This window comes from Brevundimonas naejangsanensis, assembly GCF_000635915.2.
Taxonomy (GTDB): domain Bacteria; phylum Pseudomonadota; class Alphaproteobacteria; order Caulobacterales; family Caulobacteraceae; genus Brevundimonas; species Brevundimonas sanguinis.
On sequence record NZ_CP015614.1, the window covers coordinates 851,062 to 873,857 of the forward strand.

Here is a 22,796-nt window from a genome sequence, read left to right on the forward strand (position 1 = left end):
TCAGATGTCGAGAATAAGGGGGGCGACGCCGTCCTGGCGGATGCGCTGCAGACGGGGGGTCTGGCCGGGGGACCAGGCTGGCAGGCGATGGGCCACGCGATAGGCCAGGGGGATGCCCGCCTCGCCCTCGGCCGGGCGCGTCGGGCGCGGCGTGGCGACGAACTCGACCTCCAGGGCGTCATGCGCGGCGACGACGACGGCGTAGCCGTGGCCGCCCAGGTCGGCGAAGGCCAGGTGTGGGGCGACCTCGGGGTTGGACGCGGCCAGGGCGTCCTCGACCCGGCCGGTGGCCTTTAGCGCGTAACAGGCGCGCACCCCGTGGCGCACCGCCAGGTTCATGGCCGGCTGCACCGACCCGCCCGCGGCCGGGCGATGCAGATAGGCGGGCGACAGCGGCCGGTCCAGCGGCAGGGCCGCCTCGGCCGCCTCGAAGCTGGACGGCGTCGAGATGGAGCCGACCACGAACTCGGCCGCCGTCGGGCGATAGTCGCGCGGGGGCACGTCCGGCGACAGCAGGCCGGCGAAGAAGCTGTGCCGGTCCCCCACCAGGGTGGCGACATTGGTCACGCCCTCGGCCTCGAGGAAGGTCAGCAGTTCGCGCCGCTCGGCCGGATAGCCGCACCAGTCGTCCGTGCCGTAGAGGCCGTAGCTTGCAGACGGCCAATCGGCCTCGACGCCCTCGGGCAGGTTCTGCCAGTCGGTGCGCCGGTGCAGCATGCCGACCGAATTGCCCCACAGCTTCCAGCGCGCGGTCGAGCCGGTCAGCCGCTCCTTCAGCCACGCCTTCTGGCGGGCGCCCAGCATGCTGCCGGGAGAGGCGTCGCGGCGTGGGTTGGGCAGGGCCTGGCCGCCGAAACGGATCGTGTCGGGCGCGCCGCCGGGCAGGGCGCGGCCGGCGTCCAGAGCCTCGACCGCGTCCTGGGCCGCATACCAGGGGAAGCCGCGCACGACGAAGGGGGCGGCGTCCGCCCGCTCGGCCGACGCCTGCGAGCGGAAGGAGCGGTTGTCGGTCAGGATCAGCTCGACATTGGCGCCCCAGCGCAGGGCGCGGTTGATCAGCAGGCTGTTGATCGCCGCCTGATTGTCCGCCTGATGCGACAGGCCGTCGGCGTCGAAATCGGTCAGCGGCGCGTCCTTTACCGCCGGCGGCAGGAAGCGCCTCAACCCTTCAATGTCGCCGCGCACGCGGGCGGGGATGTATTCGAACCAGGCCTGGTTGGCCGCCGCCTTCAGGCTCTGGGCCGGGCGCGAGCCGTCGTAGTTGATCTGGCTCTGCCAACAGCGGTTCGAGAACTCATGATTGTCCCAGACGCAGATGAAAGGCCACAGGGCGCGCGCGTCCTGGATGTCGGGATCGGCCAGATAGGCCTGATAAACATGGCGATAGTCGGCCACGGTGGTGGGAACCTGGATGGTCCCGACGCGGTCGCCGGTCGGCAGGGGGCCGATCTCGCGCACCGCGCGCCCCTGCAGGGTCGGCTGGTCCTTGGGCGACCAGATCATCTCATAGATGAAGTCGCCCAGGTGCAGAACGAAGCGCAGCCGCTCGGCCTCGGGTTTGCCGGCGTCCTCGGCGATCATGCGCCGATAGGGCGTCGCGTAGCCCAGGTTGATGTTCTGGCAGCTGACGAAGGCGAAGCGGGCGGGCGCGATGTCGTCCTCGTTCGGGGCGGTGAAGGTGCGGCCCGTGCGGCTGGCCCCGCCGTCGGCGTCGATGAAGCGGTACCAGTAGGCTCGCCCCGGTTTCAGCCCGGCGACCAGCGCCCGGCAGGTCCAGTCGGCGGCGTCCAGCGGCGTGACCGAAGCCCGGGCGACCACGCGGCGGAAGCCCTCGTCCTCGGCCGCCTCGACGGTCAGGGCGCCGCCGTCCCGTCCCGCGACCGGCGGTCGGCGCGTCCACAGGATGACGCTGTCCGGCTGCGGATCGCCCGAGGCCACGCCCTGGGGGAAGCGCTCGGGCGCCGGACGCACAGCCCGCGATCCGGCGCGGACAGGACCGGCCAGGACCAGGGCGGCCCCGAAGGAGGCCGCGGCGGCGGCGAGCAATTCACGACGGTCGGCGGCAGGCATTGTCAGGGAACCTGGTCATGAGTCCGCGCCGCTGCTGTCGGCGGTCATGCCCAGCAAGCGGCGCAGCCCCGGCGGATGAAGGCCGGCGATGGAGAGTTGAGGTGCGAATTTGGGTTCGGTGAGCGGCAGGGCGTGGAGACGAAGCTCGGCCGCCAAGGCGTAATGTTCGTGGACCGCCAGATAGATGCTGTCGCTCCACAGGGCGTTACGGACCTCAGACAGGTCGTGAGCGAGCAGGCAGAGGAGATGTTCGGAGGCGTCGCAGGCCAATCGCAATGCAGCTCCCGGCCAGCGCGCCAGGACGCCTTCCGCCGTCCGCGAACGGATGACCTGATAGTCGCGGGCGCGGCTGTGCGCCTCGTCATAGACAATGCCCATGACCGCGACGCCGCGCGCCGCCGCCCGGGCGAAGGCAGGCGCCAGACGCGCTTCGACTTGCGGGAAGCAATCGAACAGCACCGTCTCGGTCGCCGCATCGATCATGGCCTCGGCCTGGGTCCAGACCTGCTCCGGCGAGCGAAGCTGATAGTAGCGATCCTCGGGCTCGGGCGACTTGAGCCGGGCCAAGGCGTCAGCAGCGGCGTGGACCTGGTCGGTGAAACGCCCTCTCAGGGCGCTGATCAGCTGATCCGGAGCCACCGCCCGAAACGCGCGGGGCTCGCCGCCGTCATCGATGACGGCGCCCTTCTGCACCAGCGTCGATAGCGCCTTGTAGGTATTGGCCTGCGCCTTACCGATGCCCTGAGCGATCCGATAGCCGGTCGACGGCCCGGCGCGCTGCAGCTCGCAATAGGCGAGCGCTTCGGTTTCGGTGAAGCCCAGGGGCATGAGGGTCTCTTCAGGCGACATGAACATAAACCTAGTTGCGTTAGCTGCTATGGAAAGTGAAATCGGCGTAATGTCGCCGACACAATTTCATCATTACAGATTTCTCATTTGACGACTAGTCGATGCTACTAGTCATTATCGTCGTATGAAGATTTCCGCTCTCCTCCTATCCGCCGCGGTCCTGGCGACCGCCGTCCCTGCGCTTGCGGAAGCGTCCCCGTCCGCCGAGGCCTTGCTGAAGCGCCATGCCGCCTGGCGCGGCGGCAGCGCCTTGGACGGCCTGACGGGGCTCAGCTTGTCTGGAACGGTGACCACCGCGGGCCTGCAGGGCGTAACGCGGGCTTGGCTCGCTGTCGGCCCGGATGACGTACGACGCTATCGGCAAGCGGATGAGCTGGGGCCGGTGCATGAAGAAACGGGCGCCGCCGAGCTCGGGGGCTGGAGCCGCACAATGAGCGGCCAGATCGAGACCCTGTCGCGCGAGCAGGCCGATGAGGCGTTGAACGCCGCCGCCCTGATGCTGGGCCGGCTGCCGCGCGGCGCGCGTCCCAGAGTAGGCGCGGCTGAAGATGTGGACGGGCGGGCCTGTGTGCCCGTAGCGGCTGATGCGGGGCGTCAGCTCTACGAGTTGCTCATCGATCGCATGGACGGCGCCCTGTGCGGCGTGCGCGTCAGTGCGCCGGGCGAGAGCCGAACCGTCCTCTATTCCGATTGGCGCTGGGTCGACGGCGTACGTATGCCCTTCCATCAGGCGGTGGACGACAGCGACGATAATAATGACGGCCACATTGCGATCGACAGATTGACGGTGAACCCGGCGCTGGACGACGCCGTCTTCGCCCGGCCTGCGGCTGTGCAGGTGGTCCGCTTCGATCCCGGCCGCACGGACAGCGGGTGGCTGGATTTCGAGTTGTTCTCGCAGCGCCGCCTTTTCATCCCCGTGACCATCCAGGGCCAGACGGTCGACGCCATGCTCGACAGCGGGGCGGAGGTCACCGTCGTCGACCGCGCCTTCGCCGAGAAGATCGGGCTGGTCGGTCAGGGCGGGGTCACCGCCATCGGCACCGGCGGCAGCGAGACAGTCTCTATCGCGCCCGGCTTTGACGTGCGTCTGGGCGGGGCGGAGTTGAAGGGCGTGACCGTGGCGGTCATGGACCTGTCGCCGATCACCCAGGCTCTGGGCCGCCCCGTCCCGGTTCTGCTGGGCAAGGAGATGATGAACCAGGCGATCACCGACATCGACTTCGCCGCGCGGCGAATTCGTCTGGTGGCGCCCGACGCCTTCGCGCCGCCGCCGGGCACGATCGAACTGCCCTTGACGCCGGTCAACGGCCTGCGCGCCCTGCCTGTGGTCATCGAGGACGGCCCGACCGTCATGGCGATGTTCGACCTGGGCAACGGTACGCCGATCGCCCTGTTTCCGGGCTACGCCGCGCAGGCGCGGTTGACGGAGGGACGGCGGGTCTCGGCCGTCATGGCGGGCGGGGTTGGCGGCGCGGCGCCGGCGGTCCTGTTCAACCTGAACAGCCTCAGCATAGGCGGTCATGTGTTCGAGAGCGTGCCGGCGACCGTGCGCGGCGAAGGCGTGTGGGCGCGCGAAGACGCGGCGGCCAACGTCGGCATGCCGATCCTGTCGCGTTTTCGCCTGATGATCGACTTCGGCGGCGACCGGCTGTTCCTGCAGCCCGGGCCGGACATGGCCAGGCCGTTGGCGCGCGACCGCTCGGGCCTGAACACCATTGTGCGCGACGGCAAGCGCGTCGTCCGCTTCGTCGCGCCGGGCTCTCCGGCCGAGGCGGGCGGATGGAAGGCGGGCGACGTCATCGTCGACATCGACGGCGGCGGCATCGACCCCGAGAACCACTGGGGCGAGGCTGCGGCCGGGCGCACCGTGACCTTGACGCTGGAGGGCGGCGAGCGCCGCGCCCTGACCCTGGCCGACTATTTCTGACGCTTCGGTGCCGCACCCGACAGAACCGGATCCAACCGGGAGGAAACCGTGAAGATGAACCTGCGCACCGTCCTTGCCGCCGCTTCGGCGCTCAGCCTGCTGGCCGCCTGCTCCAGCCCCGACGCGGGCCGGGCCGAGCGTAAGGCTCCCGTCTATGGGACCTTCGGCTTCGACGCCGCGGGCATGGATCGGGCGGTGCGGCCCGGCGACGACTTCTTCGCCTTCGCCAACGGCGGCTGGGTCAAGATGACCGAGATTCCAGCCGACCGCTCGGTGTGGAACACCTTCGGCGTCCTGGCCGAAAAGGCCGACGGCCGGGTGCTGGAGCTGATCACCCAGGCGCGGGCCGGCAAGGACAAGGACGCCGCAAAGGTGGCCGACTTCTACGCCAGCCTGATGGATGCGGCGGCAGCGGAGGCCAAGGGCGTCCAGCCGATCCAGGCCGAGCTGGCGCGCATCGCCGCCCTGAACGACCGCCGGGGCCTGTCGGCCTATCTGGGCGGGGTGATGCGGGCCGACGTCGATCCGCTGAACGCCACCAACTACTACACCGACCGGCCGCTGGGCCTGTGGGTGGCCCAGGACCTGGACGAGCCCGAACGCTACGCCCCCTATCTGATGCAGGGCGGGCTGGGGATGCCGGACCGCGACTACTACCTGGACCCGGCCCCGCGCTTCGCCGATCTGCGCCGCCAGTATCAGGCCCATGTGGCCGCGACCCTGCGCCTGGCGGGCCTCGACAAGGCCGACGAGCGCGCCGCCCGCGTCATGGCGCTGGAGACCCGCATCGCCCGCAGCCACTGGAGCCAGCTGGACACCGGCGACGTGCAGAAGGCGAACAACACCTGGACCAAGGCCCAGTTCGCCCAGCGCGCGCCGGGCCTGGACTGGGACGCCTTCTTCGCCGCCGCTGGCCTGGCCCAGCCGCAGACGGTCAAGGTCTGGCAGACCGACGCGGTGACCGGCCTGTCGGCCCTGGCCGTCTCCGAACCGATGGAGGCCTGGCGCGACTACCTGGCCTTCCACGCCGTGGACCGCGCCGCGCCCTGGCTGTCCAAGGCCTTCGTCGACCAGCATTTCGCCTTCCACGGCCAGGCCCTGTCGGGTACGCCGCAGCAGTCGCCGCGCTGGAAGAAGGCGGTGGCGGCCACCAACGGCGCGCTGGGCGACGCCGTGGGCCGCATGTACGTCGCCCGCTATTTCCCGCCCCAGGCCAAGGCCGAAGTCGAGGCCATGGTGACCAACATCAAGGCCGCCTTCGCCCGCCGCATCGAGGGGCTGGAGTGGATGTCGCCCGAAACCAAGGCCGAGGCCCAGGCCAAGCTGAAGTCCATGCGCGTCGGCGTCGGCTATCCTGACAAATGGCGCGACTATTCCAGCCTGACGGTGCGGGCCGACGACGCCTTCGGCAATCTCGAGCGGTCGAGCCTGCTCGAATACCGCCGCCAGCTGGCCAAGCTGGGCCAGCCGGTCGATCGCGGCGATTGGTTCATGGTCCCGCAGGAGGTGAACGCCCTGTTCGCCCCCTCGCAGAACTCCATCATCTTCCCGGCGGCCATCCTGGAGCCGACCTTCTTCGACCCGAACGCCGACCCGGCGGTCAACTACGGCGCCATCGGCGGGGTGATCGGCCATGAGATCACCCACGGCTTCGACAACCTGGGCTCTCAGTTCGACGCGCGCGGGCGGCTGCGCGACTGGTGGACGGCGTCGGATAAGGCGCGCTTCACCGCCGCCACCGACCTGCTGATCGCCCAGTACGACGCCTACAAGCCCTTCCCCGACGCCCAGGTGAACGGGCGGCTGACCCTGGGTGAGAACATCGCCGACGTGGCGGGCCTGTCGGCGGCCTACGACGCCTGGAAGCTGTCGCTGAAGGGCGCCGAGGCGCCGGTGCTGGACGGTTTCACCGGCGACCAGCGCTTCTTCCTGGGCTGGGCCCAGAACTACCGCAGCCGCTACCGTGACGCAGCCCTGCGCCGCCGTCTGCTGACCGACGTGCACGCGCCTGGCCCCTATCGCGCCGACGCCGCGCGCAATCTGGACGCCTGGTACGCCGCCTTTGACGTCCAGGCTGGCGAGGCGCTGTACCTCGCGCCGGCCAAGCGCGTGCCGGTGTGGTGAGCGGAAGCTGAAACGAGAAAGAGGGGGAGAGTACTCATGATTGACGCAAGGCGCATGAACCGGCGCGGCGTGCTGGCGGCGGGCTCGGGCCTGGCGCTGGCGGCCGCCGCCGGCCCGGTCTGGGCGGGGGCGAAGGACGGGGACGCGCAGTTGGACGCCCTTTTGGACGCCCAGCTTCAGGCCTGGCTGGACCGGGCTCCCGAACTGGTGACGGGCCTCGGCCTGGATGTCGGCGCGCGCGCGACCCAGCGCTTCAAGCTGGCCGACCGATCGCAGGCCGCGGCCGTGGAGGGCCGTGACAAGGCGGCGGCCGACCTGGCCGCCGTGCGCGCGGTCGATCCGGCGTCCCTCTCCCCCGAGGCTCGCTTGAGCCGCGACATCGCCCTGTTCCAGCTGGAGTGCACGGCGGCCTATCGGGCCTTCCCCTTCCACAAGTCCGAAGGCTGGCGCGAAAGCCCCTACATCGTCAGCCAGATCGGCGGCGTCTATTCCATGACGCCGGACTTCCTGGACGCCCAGCATCCGGTGAAGACGGCCCAGGACGTCGACGCCGCCCTGTCGCGCATGGCCGCCTTCGCCAAGGCCCTGGATCAGGACACCGAGCGGGCTGAGGCCAACGCCGCCGTTGGGATCGTGCCGCCCGACTTCCTGCTGGACGGCGCCTTGGCCCAGTTGAAGGCCCTGCGCGACGGCCAGGCTAAGGACAAGGCCATGATCCGCTCTCTCACGCGCCGCGCGCGCGAACAGGGGCTGGCCAATCCCGAGGCGGCGGCCGTCGCCCTGTTCGAGGGGCCGATCCGTCAGGCTCTGACGCGCCAGATCGCGGCCCTGGAGCGCCATCGCGCCCGCGCCGTCCACGACGCCGGGATCGGCACGCGCCTGCCGGACCCCGAGGCCTATTATGCGCTGAACCTGAAGACCTATACGACCACGGCCTATTCGGCGGACGAGATTCACCGCATCGGCCGCGATCAGGTGGCCGAGCTGACCGGCCGCCTCGACGGCCTGCTGAAGGCTCAGGGCTACACCAAGGGCACGGTGGGCGAGCGGGTCGCCGCCCTGAACCGCGAGCCGCGCTTCCTCTTCGCCAATACGGACGCCGGGCGCGCCGAGCTTCTGGCCTATCTGGAAACCGAGATGGCGCGGGTCCGGGCCCGCATGCCCGAAGTGTTCGCCACCGTACCGCGCGGCGGCTTTGAGATCCGCCGCATCCCCGTCGAGATCGAGGGCGGCGCGCCGGGCGGCTACGCCTCGGCGGGCAGCCTGGATGGGACGCGGCCGGGCATCTACTACATCAACCTGAAGGACACGGCGGACTGGCCGCGCTGGAGCCTGAGGACCCTCACCTATCACGAGGCGGCGCCCGGCCACCTGTTCCAGGGCGCCCTGGCGCGCGAGGCGGGGGATTTGCCGCTCTATCGCCGTCTGACCGGCTTCTCGGCCTATTCCGAGGGTTGGGGCCTCTACGCCGAGCGGCTGGCCGACGAGATGGGCTTCTACGACGACGATCCCTTCGGCCGCATCGGCTATCTGCAGAGCTTCCTGTTCCGCGCCGCGCGCCTGGTGGTCGACACCGGCCTGCACGCCAAGGGCTGGAGCCGCGAGGAGGCGATCCGCTACATGACCGCCACGGCCGCCGAGCCCGAAAACCGCGCGGCGCGCGAGATCGAACGTTACTGCGCCGCGCCTGGCCAGGCCTGCGCCTACAAGCTGGGCGAGATCGAGATCGCCCGCCTGCGGGCCGAGGCCGAGCGCCGTCGCGGCTTCTCGCTCAAGACCTTCCACGACCGCGTCGTGATGTCCGGACCGATGCCCATGACGGTGCTGGCGTCGCACCTCAACGCATCAACGTGAGCTGAAGAGCTCTACATTAGCAAAGGATCGACTTGATGAGAGTACTGCTCGCAGGGGCGGCCGCCGCCGCGCTTCTGGCGCCGGCCGCCGCCTTGGCTCAGGATGGACATGATCACGCCTGCATTGACCAGGCGTGCAGCGTCTTCGAATTGTTCCAGACGCCGGCGGCGCAAGGCGGCGCCTCGGGCTGGCAGGGCACGGAGGCGCCGAAATACGGGACCTGGGGCTTCGACCTGTCGGGCCGCGACACCTCGGTCGATCCTGGCGACAACTTCTTCCGCTACGCTAATGGCGCGGCGGTTGATCAACTGACCATCCCCTCGGACCGCACCTCTTACGGCTCGTTCGCCCTGCTGCGCGAACTGTCCGACAACCGCATGAAGAAGCTGGTCACGGATCTGGCCGCGCGCACCGACCTGGCCCCCGGTTCGGACGAGCAGAAGATCGCCGACGCCTACCGCGCCTTCATCGACGAGGCCCGCATCGAGGCGTTGGGAGCCCAGCCGCTGGCCCCCTATCTGGCCGCTATCCGCGCCGCCGACACCCATGAGAAGATCGCCGCCTACATGGGCCAGACCCAGGGCCGCGTGGGCGGCTCCTTCTTTGGCACCGGCATCACCATCGACCAGAAGAATCCGACCCGCTACGCCGTGACGACGGGCCAGGGCGGCTTGGGGCTGCCCAACCGCGACTACTATCTGGACGCCCGGTTCGCCGACAAGAAGGAGAAGTATCAGGCCTATATCGAGCGGATGCTGACCCACATCGGCTGGGCCGACCCGGCCGGTTCGGCGGCCGCCGTCGTCGCCCTGGAAGATCGGATCGCCCAGGCCCACTGGACCCCGATCGAGAACCGCAATCGCGATAAGACCTATAATGAATACTCGATCCAGGCCCTGGCCGCCGATGCGCCGGGCTTTGACTGGAACGGCTATTTCAACGCCGCCGGCCTGGGCTCGATCGACCGCCTGATCGTGCGTCAGAACACGGCCATGCCCAAGATCGCCGCCGTCTTCGCCCAGACGCCGGTGGCCACCCTTCAGGCCTGGCAGGCGTTCCACACTGCGGACGCGGCCGCTCCCTATCTTTCGCAACGCTTTGCCGACGCTCACTGGGAGTTTCGGTATAGAGATTTGGACGGGCAACCGGAGCAAAGCAGCCGCGAGAAGCGCGCCATCAGCTTCGCCGAAGGCGCCCTGGGCGAGGCGGCGGGTCGTCTGTACGTCGCCGAATACTTCCCGGCCGAATCCAAGGCCAAGATGGAAGAACTGGTCGCCAACCTGCGCACCGCCCTGTCGCACCGCATCGACAACCTGACCTGGATGGGCGCCGAGACCAAGGCGGCGGCTCAGGAGAAGCTGCAGAAATTCACCGTCAAGATCGGCTACCCGAACAAGTGGCGAGACTATTCGGGCCTCGAGATCAAGGCCGACGACCTGTTCGGCAATGCTCAGAGGCTGGCGCGCTTCGAATGGCAAGACGACGTATCGAGGCTGGGCCGGCCCGTGGATAAGGAGGAATGGGGAATGACTCCCCAGACGGTGAACGCCTATTACAGCTCAGTGAACAACGAAATCGCCTTCCCCGCGGCCATCCTGCAGCCGCCCTTCTTCGATCCGGACGCGGACCCGGCCGTCAACTACGGCGGCATCGGCGGCGTCATCGGTCACGAGATCGGCCACGGCTTCGACGACCAGGGCTCCAAGTCTGACGGCGACGGCGTTCTGCGCAACTGGTGGACGGACGAGGACAAGGCCAATTTCGATGGTCTGACCGCGCGCTTGGGCGCCCAGTATGACGAGTTCGAGCCTCTACCGGGTTTCCACATTCAGGGTAGCCTGACCATGGGCGAGAACATCGGCGACGCCGCCGGCACGGCGGTCGGGCTTGAGGCCTACCACCTGTCGTTGAAGGGCCAGCCGGCGCCGGTGATCGACGGCGTCACCGGCGACCAGCGCTTCTTCTACGGTTGGGCTCAGGTCTGGCAATCGAAGTATCGCGAGGATGCGCTGAAGAACCAGATCGCGCGGGGGCCGCATAGTCCGCCCGAGTACCGTGTCATCGGATCCGTTAGAAACGTCGACGCCTGGTATGATGCTTTCAAAATCAAATCCGGCACGCGCTTTTACCTTAAACCGGCCGATCGCGTGAGGATTTGGTGATTCCGTAGCTCGCTAGTCATTACGAGCAGACTAGCCGTGAGGGGCGCTTCGATCCGTCATCGGAACATGCCCTGCACGGCTAGTCAGGAACCTGATTTCCGTGATGTGAGGTCGCCAGTGGCGCCGCGTACTCTGGATGTGCGGCAGTTTCTTTGGGCGATTATGCTGCTGCACAGCCTATGAACCGCCGCCGCGGCCTCGCCCCAAGTAAACTCAGATGGGTAATTCGGGGGCAGGAAAAGTTCAATAAAAACAATGTGTGTGGCGGACAGGGTGTCAGCGGGAGCGCTATTTCAAGCCATTTCAGCGGAATGCTCACGCCGCTCAAACCCAGCCGTAGCCTGTATTGATTGGCCTCAGGACGTTTCATCGGTTATCACTCAGGCGCAGATTTTTTGATGGGTTGGTTGATGGGTGTAAAATGCCCCGAAAGGCTCAAGAGCTTGGCCCTCTGTCCGTGTCGAGACTGCGCGAACCCGGCCTGCATTTTGTCGGCGGGGTCGCGGGACTAGCCTTGCAGGTGTTGCCGACCGGCGGCAGGACCTGGGTGCTACGGGTCACGATAGGCTCGAAGCGTAGGGAGATGGGGCTAGGCGGCTTTCCCGATGTGACGCTTGCGAAGGCGCGGGAAGCGGCGCGGGACGCCCGTGATCAGATCCGCCGCGGCGTCGATCCCATTGAAACGGCGCGAGCAGCACGAAACGCTCTCAAGACTACTAGGACCGCGGGCATCACCTTCCGGGCTGCCGCTGAAGCCTACGTAGCAGCGCATGAGGCAAGCTGGAAAAACCCCAAACATCGAGCGCAATGGGCGGCGACGCTCGAAAAATATGTGTACGGGGTGATCGGAAATCTCGGCGTCGAGGAAGTCGCCCTGTCGCACGTGATGGAGATACTGGATCCCATTTGGACCACGAAGACGGAGACGGCCAGTCGGCTTAGAGGACGATTGGAAATGGTGCTCGATTGGGCGACAGCCCGTGCATACCGCTCCGGACCAAACCCTGCGAGATGGCGCGGCCATCTGGACAAACTATTGGCCAAGCCTTCGAGGGTGAAGAAGGTCGTTCATCACAGAGCTTTGCCGATTGACGAGTTGCCGGAATTCATGACGAAGTTGCGCGGCGTGTCAGGGTCGGGCGCCCGGGCGTTGGAGTTTGCTATCCTCACTGCGGCACGATCCGGCGAGGTAAGAGGTGCGCTTTGGTCAGAGATCGATCTCGATCGGCGCCTCTGGACCATTGGAGCAGAGCGAATGAAGGCGGGGAGGGTGCACCGAGTTCCACTTTCTGGTTCAGCGCTCAGTCTTCTGAAGGCCACGCCCAAATGGGCTGGCATAGACCTGGTATTCCCAGGATCAAGCGGTCAACCGCTTTCAGATATGACGCTGTCTTCCGTGCTCAGGCGCATGAAAATACCGGCCGTACCTCATGGATTCCGATCCACTTTCCGTGACTGGGTGTCCGAACGTACTACGTACCCGCAGGAAGCAGCAGAAATGGCTCTGGCGCATACCGTAAATAACAAGGTCGAAGCTGCCTATCGTCGAGGCGATATGATGGCTAAGCGATATCAGTTGATGGAGGACTGGGCCGCTTTCTTCAACGGGACTCAGTGATTTAAGTCATCGCCGAAAAGAATAGACGCATTTGAGAGGATTATCGTCTTAGCTGTGGCTATCGACGGCGCCAGGTTCAGGCAATGGACGTGAGAACATCGAGCTTTTGTGGGTAATGATCACGAGCCAATATTTTCACGCAATGGCGGCTAGTATCGCAATGCGGCGCAGGTGTATTCCCGTCGACTGCTGTCACGCAAGTCTCCGGCGTCGTGGCCCCCCATGCGGGGCGATGCTATCCCTGTCTGGCGGGTAGACGACCGTCCCGTCTATGACGCGCGCCCCGGTGGTAAGTCGAGCCGGTTCCAGACGGCCGCTTCCCATGATGTGCAGGACCGTCGCGCCGCGAGCGAGCAGGTTGTCGGCGATGAGCCTGCGATGGCACCGCCACCAGACCGCCTCGGCGCACATGACGGCGCAGCGTTGACGGCGGCCTGCCTCGATCAGGCTTTCCAGTCCTTCAACAAAGGCCTGTGAGAGGGCGTAGTCGGCGTAGTTATGAAAGCTCCTGTTGCGCCAGAGTCCGTTAACATCTTCCGCCAGGCCGCCGACTTTTCCGCGCCTGCCGGCGAGAGAAACGCTATGCTCATAGGAAATCTGAAACGCTTCCAGCGCGGCAGAAAGGGTTCCTTGGTTGAACTGAGGATTGGCTCTGGACATGGGAATCTTGCGAACGTCCACCACCCGCCTGATCTGCGACTCCTGCAACAGCCCGACGAAATCCTCAAAGCTCCGGTTCGAATGTCCGATCGTGTAGAAGGTCTGCGTCATTCATCGTGTCGCGCGTGTTGCAGAAAGGCGCTCGTGTCGCCATCGATATCGTTCGTTTCGCCGGTCGTGATCTCACAGAAAAGCTTAGCGGCCGAACGGGGGTACGCCTGGCTCGTGAAAGCGTACTCTCCAGTGTGGAGTCTTCGGATCCTGCCTGTCACTTGACCGTTTCCGGATCCCAGTTGACGTGATCGCCCCCGATTAGAGTTTTGGCCATTCCCTGATCTCCTTGAAGGACAATCAGGCTTCGCCGACTTCGTTCCCGCCGCTCCCCTAATCGCCCGGGCGATAGGCCTCGCTCAAATCGCGCAGGCGCCGCATTGGTCAACCCGCCCCGGTAGCGCCTGGCCCTTAGCATCGAAATCCGGGAGGCCGAGATGGGCGACGTGGACGGTTTCGAGGCTTTAACCTGCGGCGCAGCAGCCCCTAGCCGACCTTGCGGCGCGGCGTGGTCCGACGCGCTTTCGCCGGCGCCACGGAGCTCTTGGCGCCGGCCCGACGACGAGGCGAAGCGCCGCTGTCCAGGCTGGCGCGCAATGCGGCCATAAGGTCCGCCACGTCCGTATCTTCAGGCTCAGATGCGCGGATCGGCTTGTGGCCCTTCTGTTTCGCAGCGATGAGCGCCTTGAGCGCTTCCTCGTAGCGGTCGACGAACTGGTCGGGATCGAAGGGGCCGGCTTTCTGTTCGATGATCCGACGAGCGATATCGACCATGGCTGGGTCGGGCGCCTGATCTGCAATGGCTCCGAAAACGTCCCGCGACGGCCTGACCTCGTCGCGCGTGCGCAGGGAATAGGCCAAGATTCCCTGGTCGCGCGGCTCCAGCGCCAGCAGGCGTTCCCGGGTGGAAAGAACCACGCGTCCGAGGGCGATCTTGCCTTCCGACCTCATGGCTTCCCGGATGACGCCGAACGCCTCTTCGGCCAAGGCCCCCGCCGGCGCCAGATAGTAGGGGTTGTCCCAATAAAGGCGGTCGATCTCTTCCTCGGGGACGAAGCGCTCGATGTCGATCGTTTTGGTGCTCTCCAGCTTGACCGACTTGATCTCCTCGTCGGTCAGCAGAATGTACTCGTCCTTGGCGACCGCGTAGCCCTTGACCAGAGACGAGCGCTCCACAGGTCCAGTGTCAGGGTCGGTCGTCACCATTCGAATGCGGTTATTGGTCTCGGGGTTGATCAGATTGAACCGCACATCGCCGCCGGAGCTTGTCGCCGTGTAAAGCGCCACCGGGCATGTCACGAGGGAAAGGCGCAGGTGTCCCTGCCAGGTGGGGCGATAAGCCATGTCGGACCTCCGGGGGGCGCCGCATGCGCCGCCGACTCAACACCGGGCCCGGTGATTCGCTCCCTGAGCTCAGTTGCAGGGTTCGGCCTGGCCGTCTCCGAGATCGATGACGAAGCAGTGCTCCTGGCCGCCCTCAAGGTCGACCACGAAGACGCGAATCTCGTCATCTGCATCGACCGGCGGCGAGTAGAGCTCGGTGTAGCCTACAGCTGCAGCCTCAAAACTGCCGGCTTCCAGAACGTGGCCGTGCGCTTGGCCGAGGCCCTCGGCGTAGGCGAAATAGCGATGCTGTTCGGGTTCGATCATTCCGGCTCCTGACTGTTTGAATGCAGGAAGATGGAAAAGGATTCCATGATTCGGCTTCGGCTGGCGGATCTGCGGCCTAGCGGAAGTTCAAGACCGGTCTGCCCGCCGGGCTCTTCCAAGCCCAGGGCGTCATACGCAATAGCATCGGCGCCCAGTGCGACGACAGGGGCGGCCGATCCGGTAATCCGCCGGCGCCAGGTTGGGCAGACCGCCCCGAAAACACGAGGGTCCGTCCTGCGTCGCGGAACGGCTCATCGAGTTGATTGGCGGGGACGTGCAGGCGGTAGTTGTGCACACGGGTCAATCCTCTCACGGCCTCAGCCAGTTGTGGAATCCGGCGGCCCTAGCACGCTCTTCGACCTCGCGATTGCGCGAGCCATCCCTTCGTAGGGATAGCTCCAGCTTGAGCCTGCGCCGCTGAGATCGGTCCAGGCCGCTTTCACAGTGGCGGAGGCGGCCATCAGCGGGAAGCGCTGACACGAAACCGGGTTCAGCTGGCCGTGCAGCCTTTGAAGCCGGCGGTAGATGTCATCCAGCTCCGCCAGATCGTTCGCGTCCAAAACCTGCTTGCTGGACATGCCCTTGTATCGCGTCATCGGCGGCCTCCGGCAGCGGCGCTCAGCGAAACGCCACGGGCGCGCATGTCCTCAAAGGCGGCTTGCACTTTTTCGGCAGCGCCCGGAGCGATGCCGTTCAGGGTCGCTGCATGACGCGCCAGCATGTTAACCAGCACTGGGTCGTGCTTTGCCGCCTCACCTTGGCGCCAGACGGCGACCATTTGAGCGAGTTGCAGCTCGGCGGGGGTTGGGGAGAAGTCGCTCACTGAGAACGCCCCACGAGCCGCATACCCGCGACCAGGCCGACGATCAGATCGACCGTCGGCGCCGGGATATCCGCGAGCTCGCGCTGTTCGAGATTGCGGTCCAACTTCTGCAGATCGCGAGCGAAGGCCTCATCGGGGCCAGGGGGTTTCGTTTCCATGTTCGTTCTCCTCAAGAGCCGACCCGGGCCGGAATCCTACACGAGAACAAAAAAGGAACAATGGGGCGGCGGGTGGCGGGGTTCACGAGCGGTGGATGAATGGGGCGTAAAGCGCGGTCCTCGGACGCCCACGGAGCGTAGAGCCGCCTTTCAACTGCAAACATGGCCTTGGGTGCGCCAGTATGATCCAGCGCCGAGCTCCGGTTCTGTTGTCGAAGCCCGCCCTCCCGGAGGGCGGGCCTTCCTTCATCTAGGCTGGCACGTCCGCGCTACGTTTCAGCGACGCTCGCGCCAGCAAGCTGCCGCCGACCAAGAGCGGGCTGTCATCATCGGAGATCGGCGGAAGACACACGAAGCGCCCGGCCAGCTGTCCGTTGCGCAAGCTCAAATGGAGCTCGACCTGATCCCCCGCTGCAGCCAGCCTCTCCGCGATCCCTTTTGCGGCGTTTTCAGCCTCCCGCCCTCGCGCGAATAGCTGGGGCTCGGTATCCTCCACGCGAACGGACCAGACATCTCCAAAGGGTTCCACTACGACAGTTCGCATCCACCATCTCCAGTGAAGGTTGAAGGCGAGCGCTATTTGGGACGCCCCAGTGTCGCGTCAAGGGGAACTGTGTCCCGGCGCTTAGGCTTGATCGCGGCCTGCTCGATGCTACGGGCGCCCCCCCGCCCCCCCGCCGCCCCGGCGACCCGCGGGCAGGTCGTTCAGGATGGGCTTTGTCCGGCAGGCGACATAAGGAACCCCGGCGCGGCGACACCGTTCGCCAAAACTGTCGCGCGCGGGCGCTGGGGGAATTCGTCACATCAAATGGAAGACAACGAGCGTTACCGGCTGCTGGTAGAAGCGATCACCGATTATGCCGTCTATATGCTGGACGAAGGGGGGCGGGTCGTGAGCTGGAACGCCGGCGCCGAGAGGTTCAAGGGATACACGGCGCATGAGATCCTTGGACAGCATTTCTCTGGTTTCTACACGCCAGAGGATCGGGCTGTCGACTTGCCTGCGCGGGCGTTGGCCATCGCCGCGAAAGAGGGGCGTTTCGAACAGGAGGGCTGGAGACTCCGCAAAGGGGGAGAGCGCTTCTGGGCTCATGTTGTCATCGATCCTATCCGAAACGGGGAGGGCGGCCTAATCGGCTACGCCAAGGTGACACGCGACCTCTCTGAACGCCGCAAGGCCGCCGAGGCGCTGCGGCGGACCCAGGAGCAGTTTCAGATCCTTGTAGACGGAGTGACCGACTACGCCATCTACATGCTGGATCCAGCGGGACGGATCAGTAGTTGGAACTCGGGAGCCGAACGCATCAAGGGCTATAAGCGCCAAGATGTGCTCGGCTCCCATTTTTCCCGCTTCTACACGCCGGAAGACCGAAGGGACGGCAGACCCGGGCAGGCGCTGGAGATCGCGGCGCGCGAAGGGCGGTTCGAGAAGGAGGGGTGGCGCCTGCGACAGGACGGAAGTCGCTTCTGGGCCCATGTAGTCATTGACGCGATCCGAAACGACGAGGGCGAGCTCTTCGGCTTCGCAAAGGTGACGCGCGACATCACGGAAAGGGTTGAGTATCAGAAAGCCCTGGAGAAAACGCGCGAGGCCCTCTTCCAATCCAGAAAGCTGGAGGCAATTGGCGAGCTGACAGGAGGAATCGCTCACGATTTCAATAATCTGCTCGCCGCCATCCTCGGCAGTCTGGATCTCTTGCGCAAACGTCTCCCGTCGGATCCTCGCATAACGCCGTTGTTGGACAATGCGATCCTCGGCGCTGAACGGGGAGCGCAACTGACTCAACGCCTGCTAGCCTTCGCGCGGAAGCAGGAGCTCAACATCGAAACCTTTGATCTCGCCGCGAGGCTAGGAGAACAAAGAGATTTTCTAGAGAGCCTTTTAAGGTCGGTTCACGAAATACGCTTCTCGCTCGCGCCCGAGCTCGACGCGGTACGAACCGACCCCGTGCAATTCGATCGGGCTGTCGTGAACCTCGTGGTCAACGCTCGCGACGCCATGCCTCGCGGCGGGCGGATTGAAATGTCGGCGACCTGCGAGGTTGTGGAGGCGAACGACCCTGTGCTGACGCCCGGGCCATATGTGCGCCTCAGCGTCGCTGACGAGGGGGAAGGCATGGACCGCGAGACCGCGGCCCGCGCCACTGAACCCTTCTTCACGACCAAGGGCGTAGGCAAGGGAACCGGCTTGGGTCTGTCCATGGTTCACGGCCTGATGCTCCAGTCGGGAGGGAAGCTGGAGATTATGAGCCGGAAGGGGAAGGGGACCACGGTCAGTCTGTGGCTGCCCCGAGCGGCCTATGACAGCAAAACCCTTCTATCGGCGCGAAAGGAGCCTCAAGTTCCCAATTCGCCTCCGCTGCGGGTCCTGGCGGTTGACGACGACCCTTTGGTCCTGACGAATACTGCGGCCATGCTTGAAGAGCTGGGGCACTCCGTGGCGACAACCGATTCCGGACGGCAGGCGTTGGAACTGCTGACGTCGGGCTGGCCGGTGGAGCTCGTCATTGCAGACCACGTCATGCCGGGCATGACCGGGACGGAGCTTTTGGACACCCTGCGCCAACAGCAGCCGGAGTTGCCGGGCATACTAGCCACCGGCTACGCCGACAGCGAGGGTCGCGAGCCGGGATTGCGCACGCGATTAGCAAAACCTTTTACGCTTGATGACCTCAGAAACGCGATCCACCAAGCCATGGATCTTGGTCGGCGCGGTCTCAATACTTGAAAGCATGGAAGCCAGGATGACCGGTGGATGTAATCGCACACCGTTCAGCCTATCGATCAGGCGAGAGCCTGATTCCCGCTGACGACGCGTATGGGCCGATCCGACCAGAAACGATGTGCTGCGTCGTTGAGCTGTCGGCTTAACAATGAGGATCGAGATGAACGAAAGAGCTACAGCAGACGAGGGCGGTCTGCCCGGCTTACCGCCTGTCGCACCAAACGCCGTGATTTTTCTGGGCGCTATCCTGGATCGAGCCGGAACTAAACCGCGAGGCCCAGAGGGACTGGACCAGCGAAACGCGGGGGGCGGACGGGCCGGCCTCATCGCGGGTCAGCGGGCCAAGCGGCCGCCGGCTTCTGCGCGAGGTTCATCGATCTGCAAAGCCCGTACGAAGAGAGCCAACTGCCAGAGGCCCGAAAGCCCGACAAGAACGTAGACGCCGCGGGCGACCGCGGAGCCGTCGCCGAAGAGGGCGGAAACGAGGTTGAAATCAAAGGCGCCGACGAGGCCCCAGTTCACGGCGCCGATGATAACCAGCAGCAGGGTGACGAGATTGACGGCTTTCATTGTCTGTCCTCCATATGATGTCGACCAACCGGCTGGGCCCCGCTCGTGTTCCGGTAAGACCGGTATCGGTCCAAGACGTTGCCTATGCACGCCTGGCCCTCGATTGGCGGCGCGTCTCGTCCGGCCCGTCTTCGAACCCTAGGGCGAGTTCCGAGTTGATGTATGAGGCCCGACTTCGCAGGAGGCGCAGACTAATGAGCAGCAACCGATCGGCCGATGGGGCCGAAACCCGCAGCGAGGCGTCGAGAGCGGGGGAACAGCCCGTCCAGCGCGCGTCCGAGGCCGCTGGTCAGCAAGGCCAGGTCGAGACGCCCGAGGAACTGGGCGACGACGGTCCGGACGAACTGCTTATCGACGGTCAGGAGGAGGTGTTTTCCCGAACGGAGATCGAGAGCGGCCGGGTCGAACATCATGTCGGCGAAGAGCGCGCGGCCCCAGTGTCGTCTTCCCGAAAGACGGCTCCTGAATAGAAGCCCCAGTTTGGGTCATGGCTTCATATTCCGCCCATGGAGCCGCTTCTTACGAGCCTATCGGACGGGTTCATGGCGACAGTATTCGACCCGTTCGGGAGCCCGTAACGGGCGGGGCAGAAGCCTGGATATCCAAACGCAGGATTTCTCGGGCGTGTGGATCACGAACGACCAGGCCCAAGCTGATGGGTGTCTGCCCTGTTGAGGACTGTTCAGAGAGCATTTCGGCCGCGAAACGCACCCCTTCGCTATAGGCGACTGCGTCAGAAAGGGCTTCGTTCTCGAGCACCAGTTCCTTGTCCGGTTGGGTGACGATATATTTGTAAAGCGTCATGATGGACATCTATACGCGGGAACGTGAACATCGGATGATCTCGGGCCACACGCCGGCGCGGAGCCTGATCGCCAAGCTCGAGAAGCGGGACAGGCTCAGCCCCGCCGAGCGGACGGCGCTTGAGCACGCGGTTGACGCCCCTGTGCTGCATCGCGCAGGAGAACTGATCCTCCTTGCGGGCGTTCGGCCGTCCGACTGTCGCCTCCTCGTTTCGGGGCTCGCCGCCGGATCAAGGCCTTTCAGAGCTGCGCGCGCTCCATCAACCAGCTGAGCGTAGCGGGAGATTTTCTGGACCTGCACAGCTTGGTGATGAAGCAGGTGGACCATGGCGTCCTGGCGCTTACCGACTGTATCACTGCGGCCCTGCCTCACCGCCTTATGGCGGACCTGATCGAGACCCAGCCTCATCTTGGCCGGTTGTTCATGCTGGAGCTGGCGATCGACGGGGCGATCCAGCGTGAATGGTTTCACCGGCTAGGACGCCAGGACGCGCTCGGGCGGATGGCTCATCTCCTGTGCGAGCTCGACGTCCGGATCGCCATGGCGGGACTGGCAGACCAAGACGGGTTCAGCCTGACCATGACCCAGGAAGATTTCGCCGACTGCCTAGGGCTTTCGTCGGTGCACGTGAACCGCACGCTCGCTGAGTTGCGGGGCCGTGGTTTAGCGACCTGGCGCGCCGGCTGGGTCGAAATCCATGACCATGCGGCCTAGTGGCCCTAGCGAGTTTTAATCCAGCCTACCTTCGTGCGGACGCCGCGCCGATCTAGGGACGGCCGATCAGTCGGCCTCGGCTATCCGCAATCTGTCGCCCGGGGCGACGCCCCGCTGCAAATAGGTTGGGTCGAAATCGGCGAACCCGACCAACCGATCCCAGTCCAGAATGTGGACGGACCGGCCGGCGAGGGTCGCCGCGGGTCGGAGAGCTTTCAGGGTCCGGTTGACGTGGACGGAGGTCATGCCCGTGGCGTCGGCAATCTGGTTCTGGGTCAGGGGAAACCCGAAACAGTTCGACCGGCTCTCGCGGACGCCCTGGCGGGTCGCAGTTTCGCAAAGGAGATGAGCAATCCGGCCGACGGCGTCCCGCCGCCCCATGCTCACGACCCATTGCGACAAGATGGCGGCGTCAACCATGCAGTCGCGCCAGAACGCTTCGCCCACGGCGGGATACCGGGCAGCCGCGGATCTGAGGGCGTGATGAGGAATCTTGAAGACTTGGAGCTTGACGGGGTTGTCTGCCGTCCGCGCCTTAGCGCTCTCGTCAGCGCCTCGCGCTCCAAGGCGGCTGCGAAATTATTCCTCTGCCACTCTCTATGGAGACCTTATGTCGCATAGGCGTCTCATCCGGATCGGTCGCGAGGGAAGGCGTCGGCCGGGACATTAGGATTTCGCCACTCGGGGACCATTGTCCCTGAAGCGCCACTTCATGAACAGCACGCCCGACGCCATGGCCAGGGCGCAGGCGTTCGCGATCGTCACAGGCCAGGCTTCGGTCATGACGCCGTAGATCACCCAGAGGATGAAGCAGGTGACGGTCAGCCCATATGTCTTCAGGCTCACCGCCGAGGCGTCCTTCTCTTTCCAGATCTTGACGCCCTGGGGCGCGAAACTGGTGATGGAGCAGACGGCGGCGGCCGAGCCGACGATATTGGCGACGAGTTCACTCATAGAACCGCAACGTCAGGCGCCATCTGCTGTTCCTGGGTCGACGCACCTGCGGCGGCCTGGCCGCTAGGTCCGGCTCTGGAGCGTGGCCTGCTCCTGCTCGCGCAGCCAGTTGTGGGCCCTGGTGCCCGCTACGGCGCCGTGCCCCATGGCCACGCTGATCTGATCCAGGCCTTCGACAACATCTCCTGCGGCGAAGACGCCCGCCACCCGGCTTTCGAAGACAGCATCGGGGGTCACGCAGCCGGCCTCCGTGAGAACGAGCCCGAGCTGCTCCGCCAGGATTGAGCGCGGTCGACGCCCCAGGGCCGGGTAGATCACGTCGAACGCCAGCGAGGCGCCTGTGTCGAGACGCACGGTGACGTCATCGGCGCCTGGCTCGAGAGCGCGCAGGGCGCCGGCTTCCAGCCGGATCCCCGCATCGGCCAGAACCCGGGCCTCGGCGGAGGACAGTTCGGGACGATCAAGCGGCATGAGAGTGACGTTCTGGGAATACCCTCGCAGGAAGAGGGCTTCAGCAGCGCCATTGGTGTCGCATCCGATCACGCCTATGCGTTTGCCGAAGTGCTCATAGCCGTCGCAGATCGGGCAGTAGCGCAGCACCCCCGCGCGGATGGCCGCCTCATGGACCCTCTCCGGCAGATCGACCTGGTTGAGATCCACGCCGGTCGCCAGGATAACGGCGCGGCTCACGAGCGTAGGCCCGTCCGTAAGATTAAGGCTGAATCCGCCCGCCAAGGCCTTGACGGCGGCCACCTCCGCCTTCTGGATGGCGGCGCCGTACTGAACGGCGTGGCGCGTCATGCGGGCGATCAAATCCGGTCCCCGAACGCCTTCCGGGAATCCGGGAGCGTTATGGGTGAGAGGAATGCGTAGGGCCCGGCTCCTCCCGTCATGCAGCACGAGAACCTTCCGGCGATACCGCGCCAGATAGAGGGCCGCGGTCAGGCCTGCAGGCCCCGCGCCGATGACGACGACATCCAGTTCAGAGTTCGTTTCAGGATCTGCGGCCATGGGTTCATTTCGCGGCGCGGTTTCATACCAACAGATGCGTGGCGTTCTGGTCAACGCCTGAGACCGCAA

Annotated in this window: 21 protein-coding genes; 8 read left to right on the forward strand and 13 right to left on the reverse strand. The window is 65.6% G+C overall.

Annotated elements, in window-relative coordinates; translation table 11 throughout:
• Together DA69_RS04055 and DA69_RS04060 are read right to left on the reverse strand one after the other, a co-directional pair.
• Window positions 1-2,070, reverse strand: a complete 2,070-nt coding sequence (locus DA69_RS04055; RefSeq protein ID WP_025977342.1) for an alkaline phosphatase D family protein — start codon at window positions 2,068-2,070, stop codon at window positions 1-3.
• Window positions 2,071-2,085: 15 nt separating this feature from the next.
• Window positions 2,086-2,898: a TrmB family transcriptional regulator gene (locus DA69_RS04060; protein WP_235599209.1), complete on the reverse strand. Its 813-nt coding sequence runs from the start codon at window positions 2,896-2,898 to the stop codon at window positions 2,086-2,088.
• A gap of 232 nt (window positions 2,899-3,130) precedes the next feature.
• Here DA69_RS04060 and DA69_RS04065 point away from each other — a divergent pair, with 232 nt between their 5' ends.
• From DA69_RS04065 to DA69_RS04085, 5 genes are all read left to right on the forward strand, one after another.
• Window positions 3,131-4,849, forward strand: coding sequence for a retropepsin-like aspartic protease (locus tag DA69_RS04065; RefSeq protein WP_029972537.1), 1,719 nt, complete (start codon window positions 3,131-3,133; stop codon window positions 4,847-4,849).
• A gap of 54 nt (window positions 4,850-4,903) precedes the next feature.
• Entirely contained in the window at window positions 4,904-6,973 is a 2,070-nt protein-coding gene (locus tag DA69_RS04070) for a M13 family metallopeptidase (protein WP_029972536.1), read from the forward strand.
• A 36-nt stretch (window positions 6,974-7,009) separates the two neighbouring features.
• Entirely contained in the window at window positions 7,010-8,827 is a 1,818-nt protein-coding gene (locus DA69_RS04075) for a DUF885 domain-containing protein (RefSeq protein ID WP_025977338.1), read from the forward strand.
• Window positions 8,828-8,862: 35 nt separating this feature from the next.
• Window positions 8,863-10,989 (forward strand): M13 family metallopeptidase, encoded by a 2,127-nt coding sequence (locus DA69_RS04080; protein ID WP_025977337.1) that lies wholly within the window; start codon window positions 8,863-8,865, stop codon window positions 10,987-10,989.
• Window positions 10,990-11,446: 457 nt separating this feature from the next.
• Complete coding sequence (locus DA69_RS04085) at window positions 11,447-12,607, forward strand: tyrosine-type recombinase/integrase (protein ID WP_235599210.1); 1,161 nt, start codon at window positions 11,447-11,449, stop codon at window positions 12,605-12,607.
• 192 nt (window positions 12,608-12,799) lie between these two features.
• Here DA69_RS04085 and DA69_RS04090 read toward each other — a convergent pair whose 3' ends face one another.
• The 6 genes from DA69_RS04090 to DA69_RS14680 all read right to left on the reverse strand — a co-directional run bounded on the left by DA69_RS04090 (window position 12,800) and on the right by DA69_RS14680 (window position 15,949).
• The gene (locus DA69_RS04090) at window positions 12,800-13,378 is read right to left on the reverse strand and encodes a DUF488 family protein (RefSeq protein WP_025977336.1); all 579 of its coding nucleotides are present in this window, start codon (window positions 13,376-13,378) and stop codon (window positions 12,800-12,802) included.
• A 426-nt stretch (window positions 13,379-13,804) separates the two neighbouring features.
• Window positions 13,805-14,662 (reverse strand): Ku protein, encoded by an 858-nt coding sequence (locus DA69_RS04095; RefSeq protein ID WP_025977335.1) that lies wholly within the window; start codon window positions 14,660-14,662, stop codon window positions 13,805-13,807.
• 69 nt (window positions 14,663-14,731) lie between these two features.
• Window positions 14,732-14,968, reverse strand: a complete 237-nt coding sequence (locus tag DA69_RS04100; protein ID WP_025977334.1) for a DUF5961 family protein — start codon at window positions 14,966-14,968, stop codon at window positions 14,732-14,734.
• A 317-nt stretch (window positions 14,969-15,285) separates the two neighbouring features.
• Window positions 15,286-15,564: a hypothetical protein gene (locus tag DA69_RS04105; RefSeq protein WP_025977333.1), complete on the reverse strand. Its 279-nt coding sequence runs from the start codon at window positions 15,562-15,564 to the stop codon at window positions 15,286-15,288.
• Window positions 15,561-15,791: a hypothetical protein gene (locus DA69_RS14505; RefSeq protein ID WP_145915891.1), complete on the reverse strand. Its 231-nt coding sequence runs from the start codon at window positions 15,789-15,791 to the stop codon at window positions 15,561-15,563. The genes DA69_RS04105 and DA69_RS14505 overlap by 4 nt, the downstream gene beginning before the upstream one ends.
• Window positions 15,788-15,949 (reverse strand): hypothetical protein, encoded by a 162-nt coding sequence (locus DA69_RS14680; protein WP_167349633.1) that lies wholly within the window; start codon window positions 15,947-15,949, stop codon window positions 15,788-15,790. The genes DA69_RS14505 and DA69_RS14680 overlap by 4 nt, the downstream gene beginning before the upstream one ends.
• A gap of 808 nt (window positions 15,950-16,757) precedes the next feature.
• Here DA69_RS14680 and DA69_RS04115 point away from each other — a divergent pair.
• Window positions 16,758-18,677, forward strand: coding sequence for a hybrid sensor histidine kinase/response regulator (locus tag DA69_RS04115; protein ID WP_025977331.1), 1,920 nt, complete (start codon window positions 16,758-16,760; stop codon window positions 18,675-18,677).
• Between the two features lie 330 nt (window positions 18,678-19,007).
• Here the strand turns inward: DA69_RS04115 and DA69_RS04120 are convergent, their stop codons facing one another.
• Entirely contained in the window at window positions 19,008-19,244 is a 237-nt protein-coding gene (locus tag DA69_RS04120) for a DUF378 domain-containing protein (protein ID WP_025977330.1), read from the reverse strand.
• A 194-nt stretch (window positions 19,245-19,438) separates the two neighbouring features.
• Here DA69_RS04120 and DA69_RS04125 point away from each other — a divergent pair, with 194 nt between their 5' ends.
• A complete protein-coding gene (locus DA69_RS04125; protein ID WP_025977329.1) occupies window positions 19,439-19,714 on the forward strand; it encodes a hypothetical protein in 276 nt (91 codons plus the stop codon).
• 70 nt (window positions 19,715-19,784) lie between these two features.
• Here DA69_RS04125 and DA69_RS14510 read toward each other — a convergent pair whose 3' ends face one another.
• A complete protein-coding gene (locus DA69_RS14510) occupies window positions 19,785-20,048 on the reverse strand; it encodes a hypothetical protein (RefSeq protein ID WP_145915892.1) in 264 nt (87 codons plus the stop codon).
• A gap of 309 nt (window positions 20,049-20,357) precedes the next feature.
• Between DA69_RS14510 and DA69_RS14260 the strand changes: the two genes are divergently transcribed.
• Window positions 20,358-20,762: a Crp/Fnr family transcriptional regulator gene (locus DA69_RS14260; RefSeq protein ID WP_082891434.1), complete on the forward strand. Its 405-nt coding sequence runs from the start codon at window positions 20,358-20,360 to the stop codon at window positions 20,760-20,762.
• Between the two features lie 66 nt (window positions 20,763-20,828).
• Here DA69_RS14260 and DA69_RS04135 read toward each other — a convergent pair whose 3' ends face one another.
• From DA69_RS04135 to DA69_RS04145, 3 genes are all read right to left on the reverse strand, one after another.
• A complete protein-coding gene (locus DA69_RS04135; RefSeq protein ID WP_051582083.1) occupies window positions 20,829-21,182 on the reverse strand; it encodes a Crp/Fnr family transcriptional regulator in 354 nt (117 codons plus the stop codon).
• Window positions 21,183-21,428: 246 nt separating this feature from the next.
• A complete protein-coding gene (locus DA69_RS04140) occupies window positions 21,429-21,716 on the reverse strand; it encodes a SemiSWEET family sugar transporter (RefSeq protein ID WP_025977328.1) in 288 nt (95 codons plus the stop codon).
• 63 nt (window positions 21,717-21,779) lie between these two features.
• Window positions 21,780-22,727: an NAD(P)/FAD-dependent oxidoreductase gene (locus tag DA69_RS04145; RefSeq protein ID WP_035302236.1), complete on the reverse strand. Its 948-nt coding sequence runs from the start codon at window positions 22,725-22,727 to the stop codon at window positions 21,780-21,782.
• Window positions 22,728-22,796: the final 69 nt, after the last annotated feature.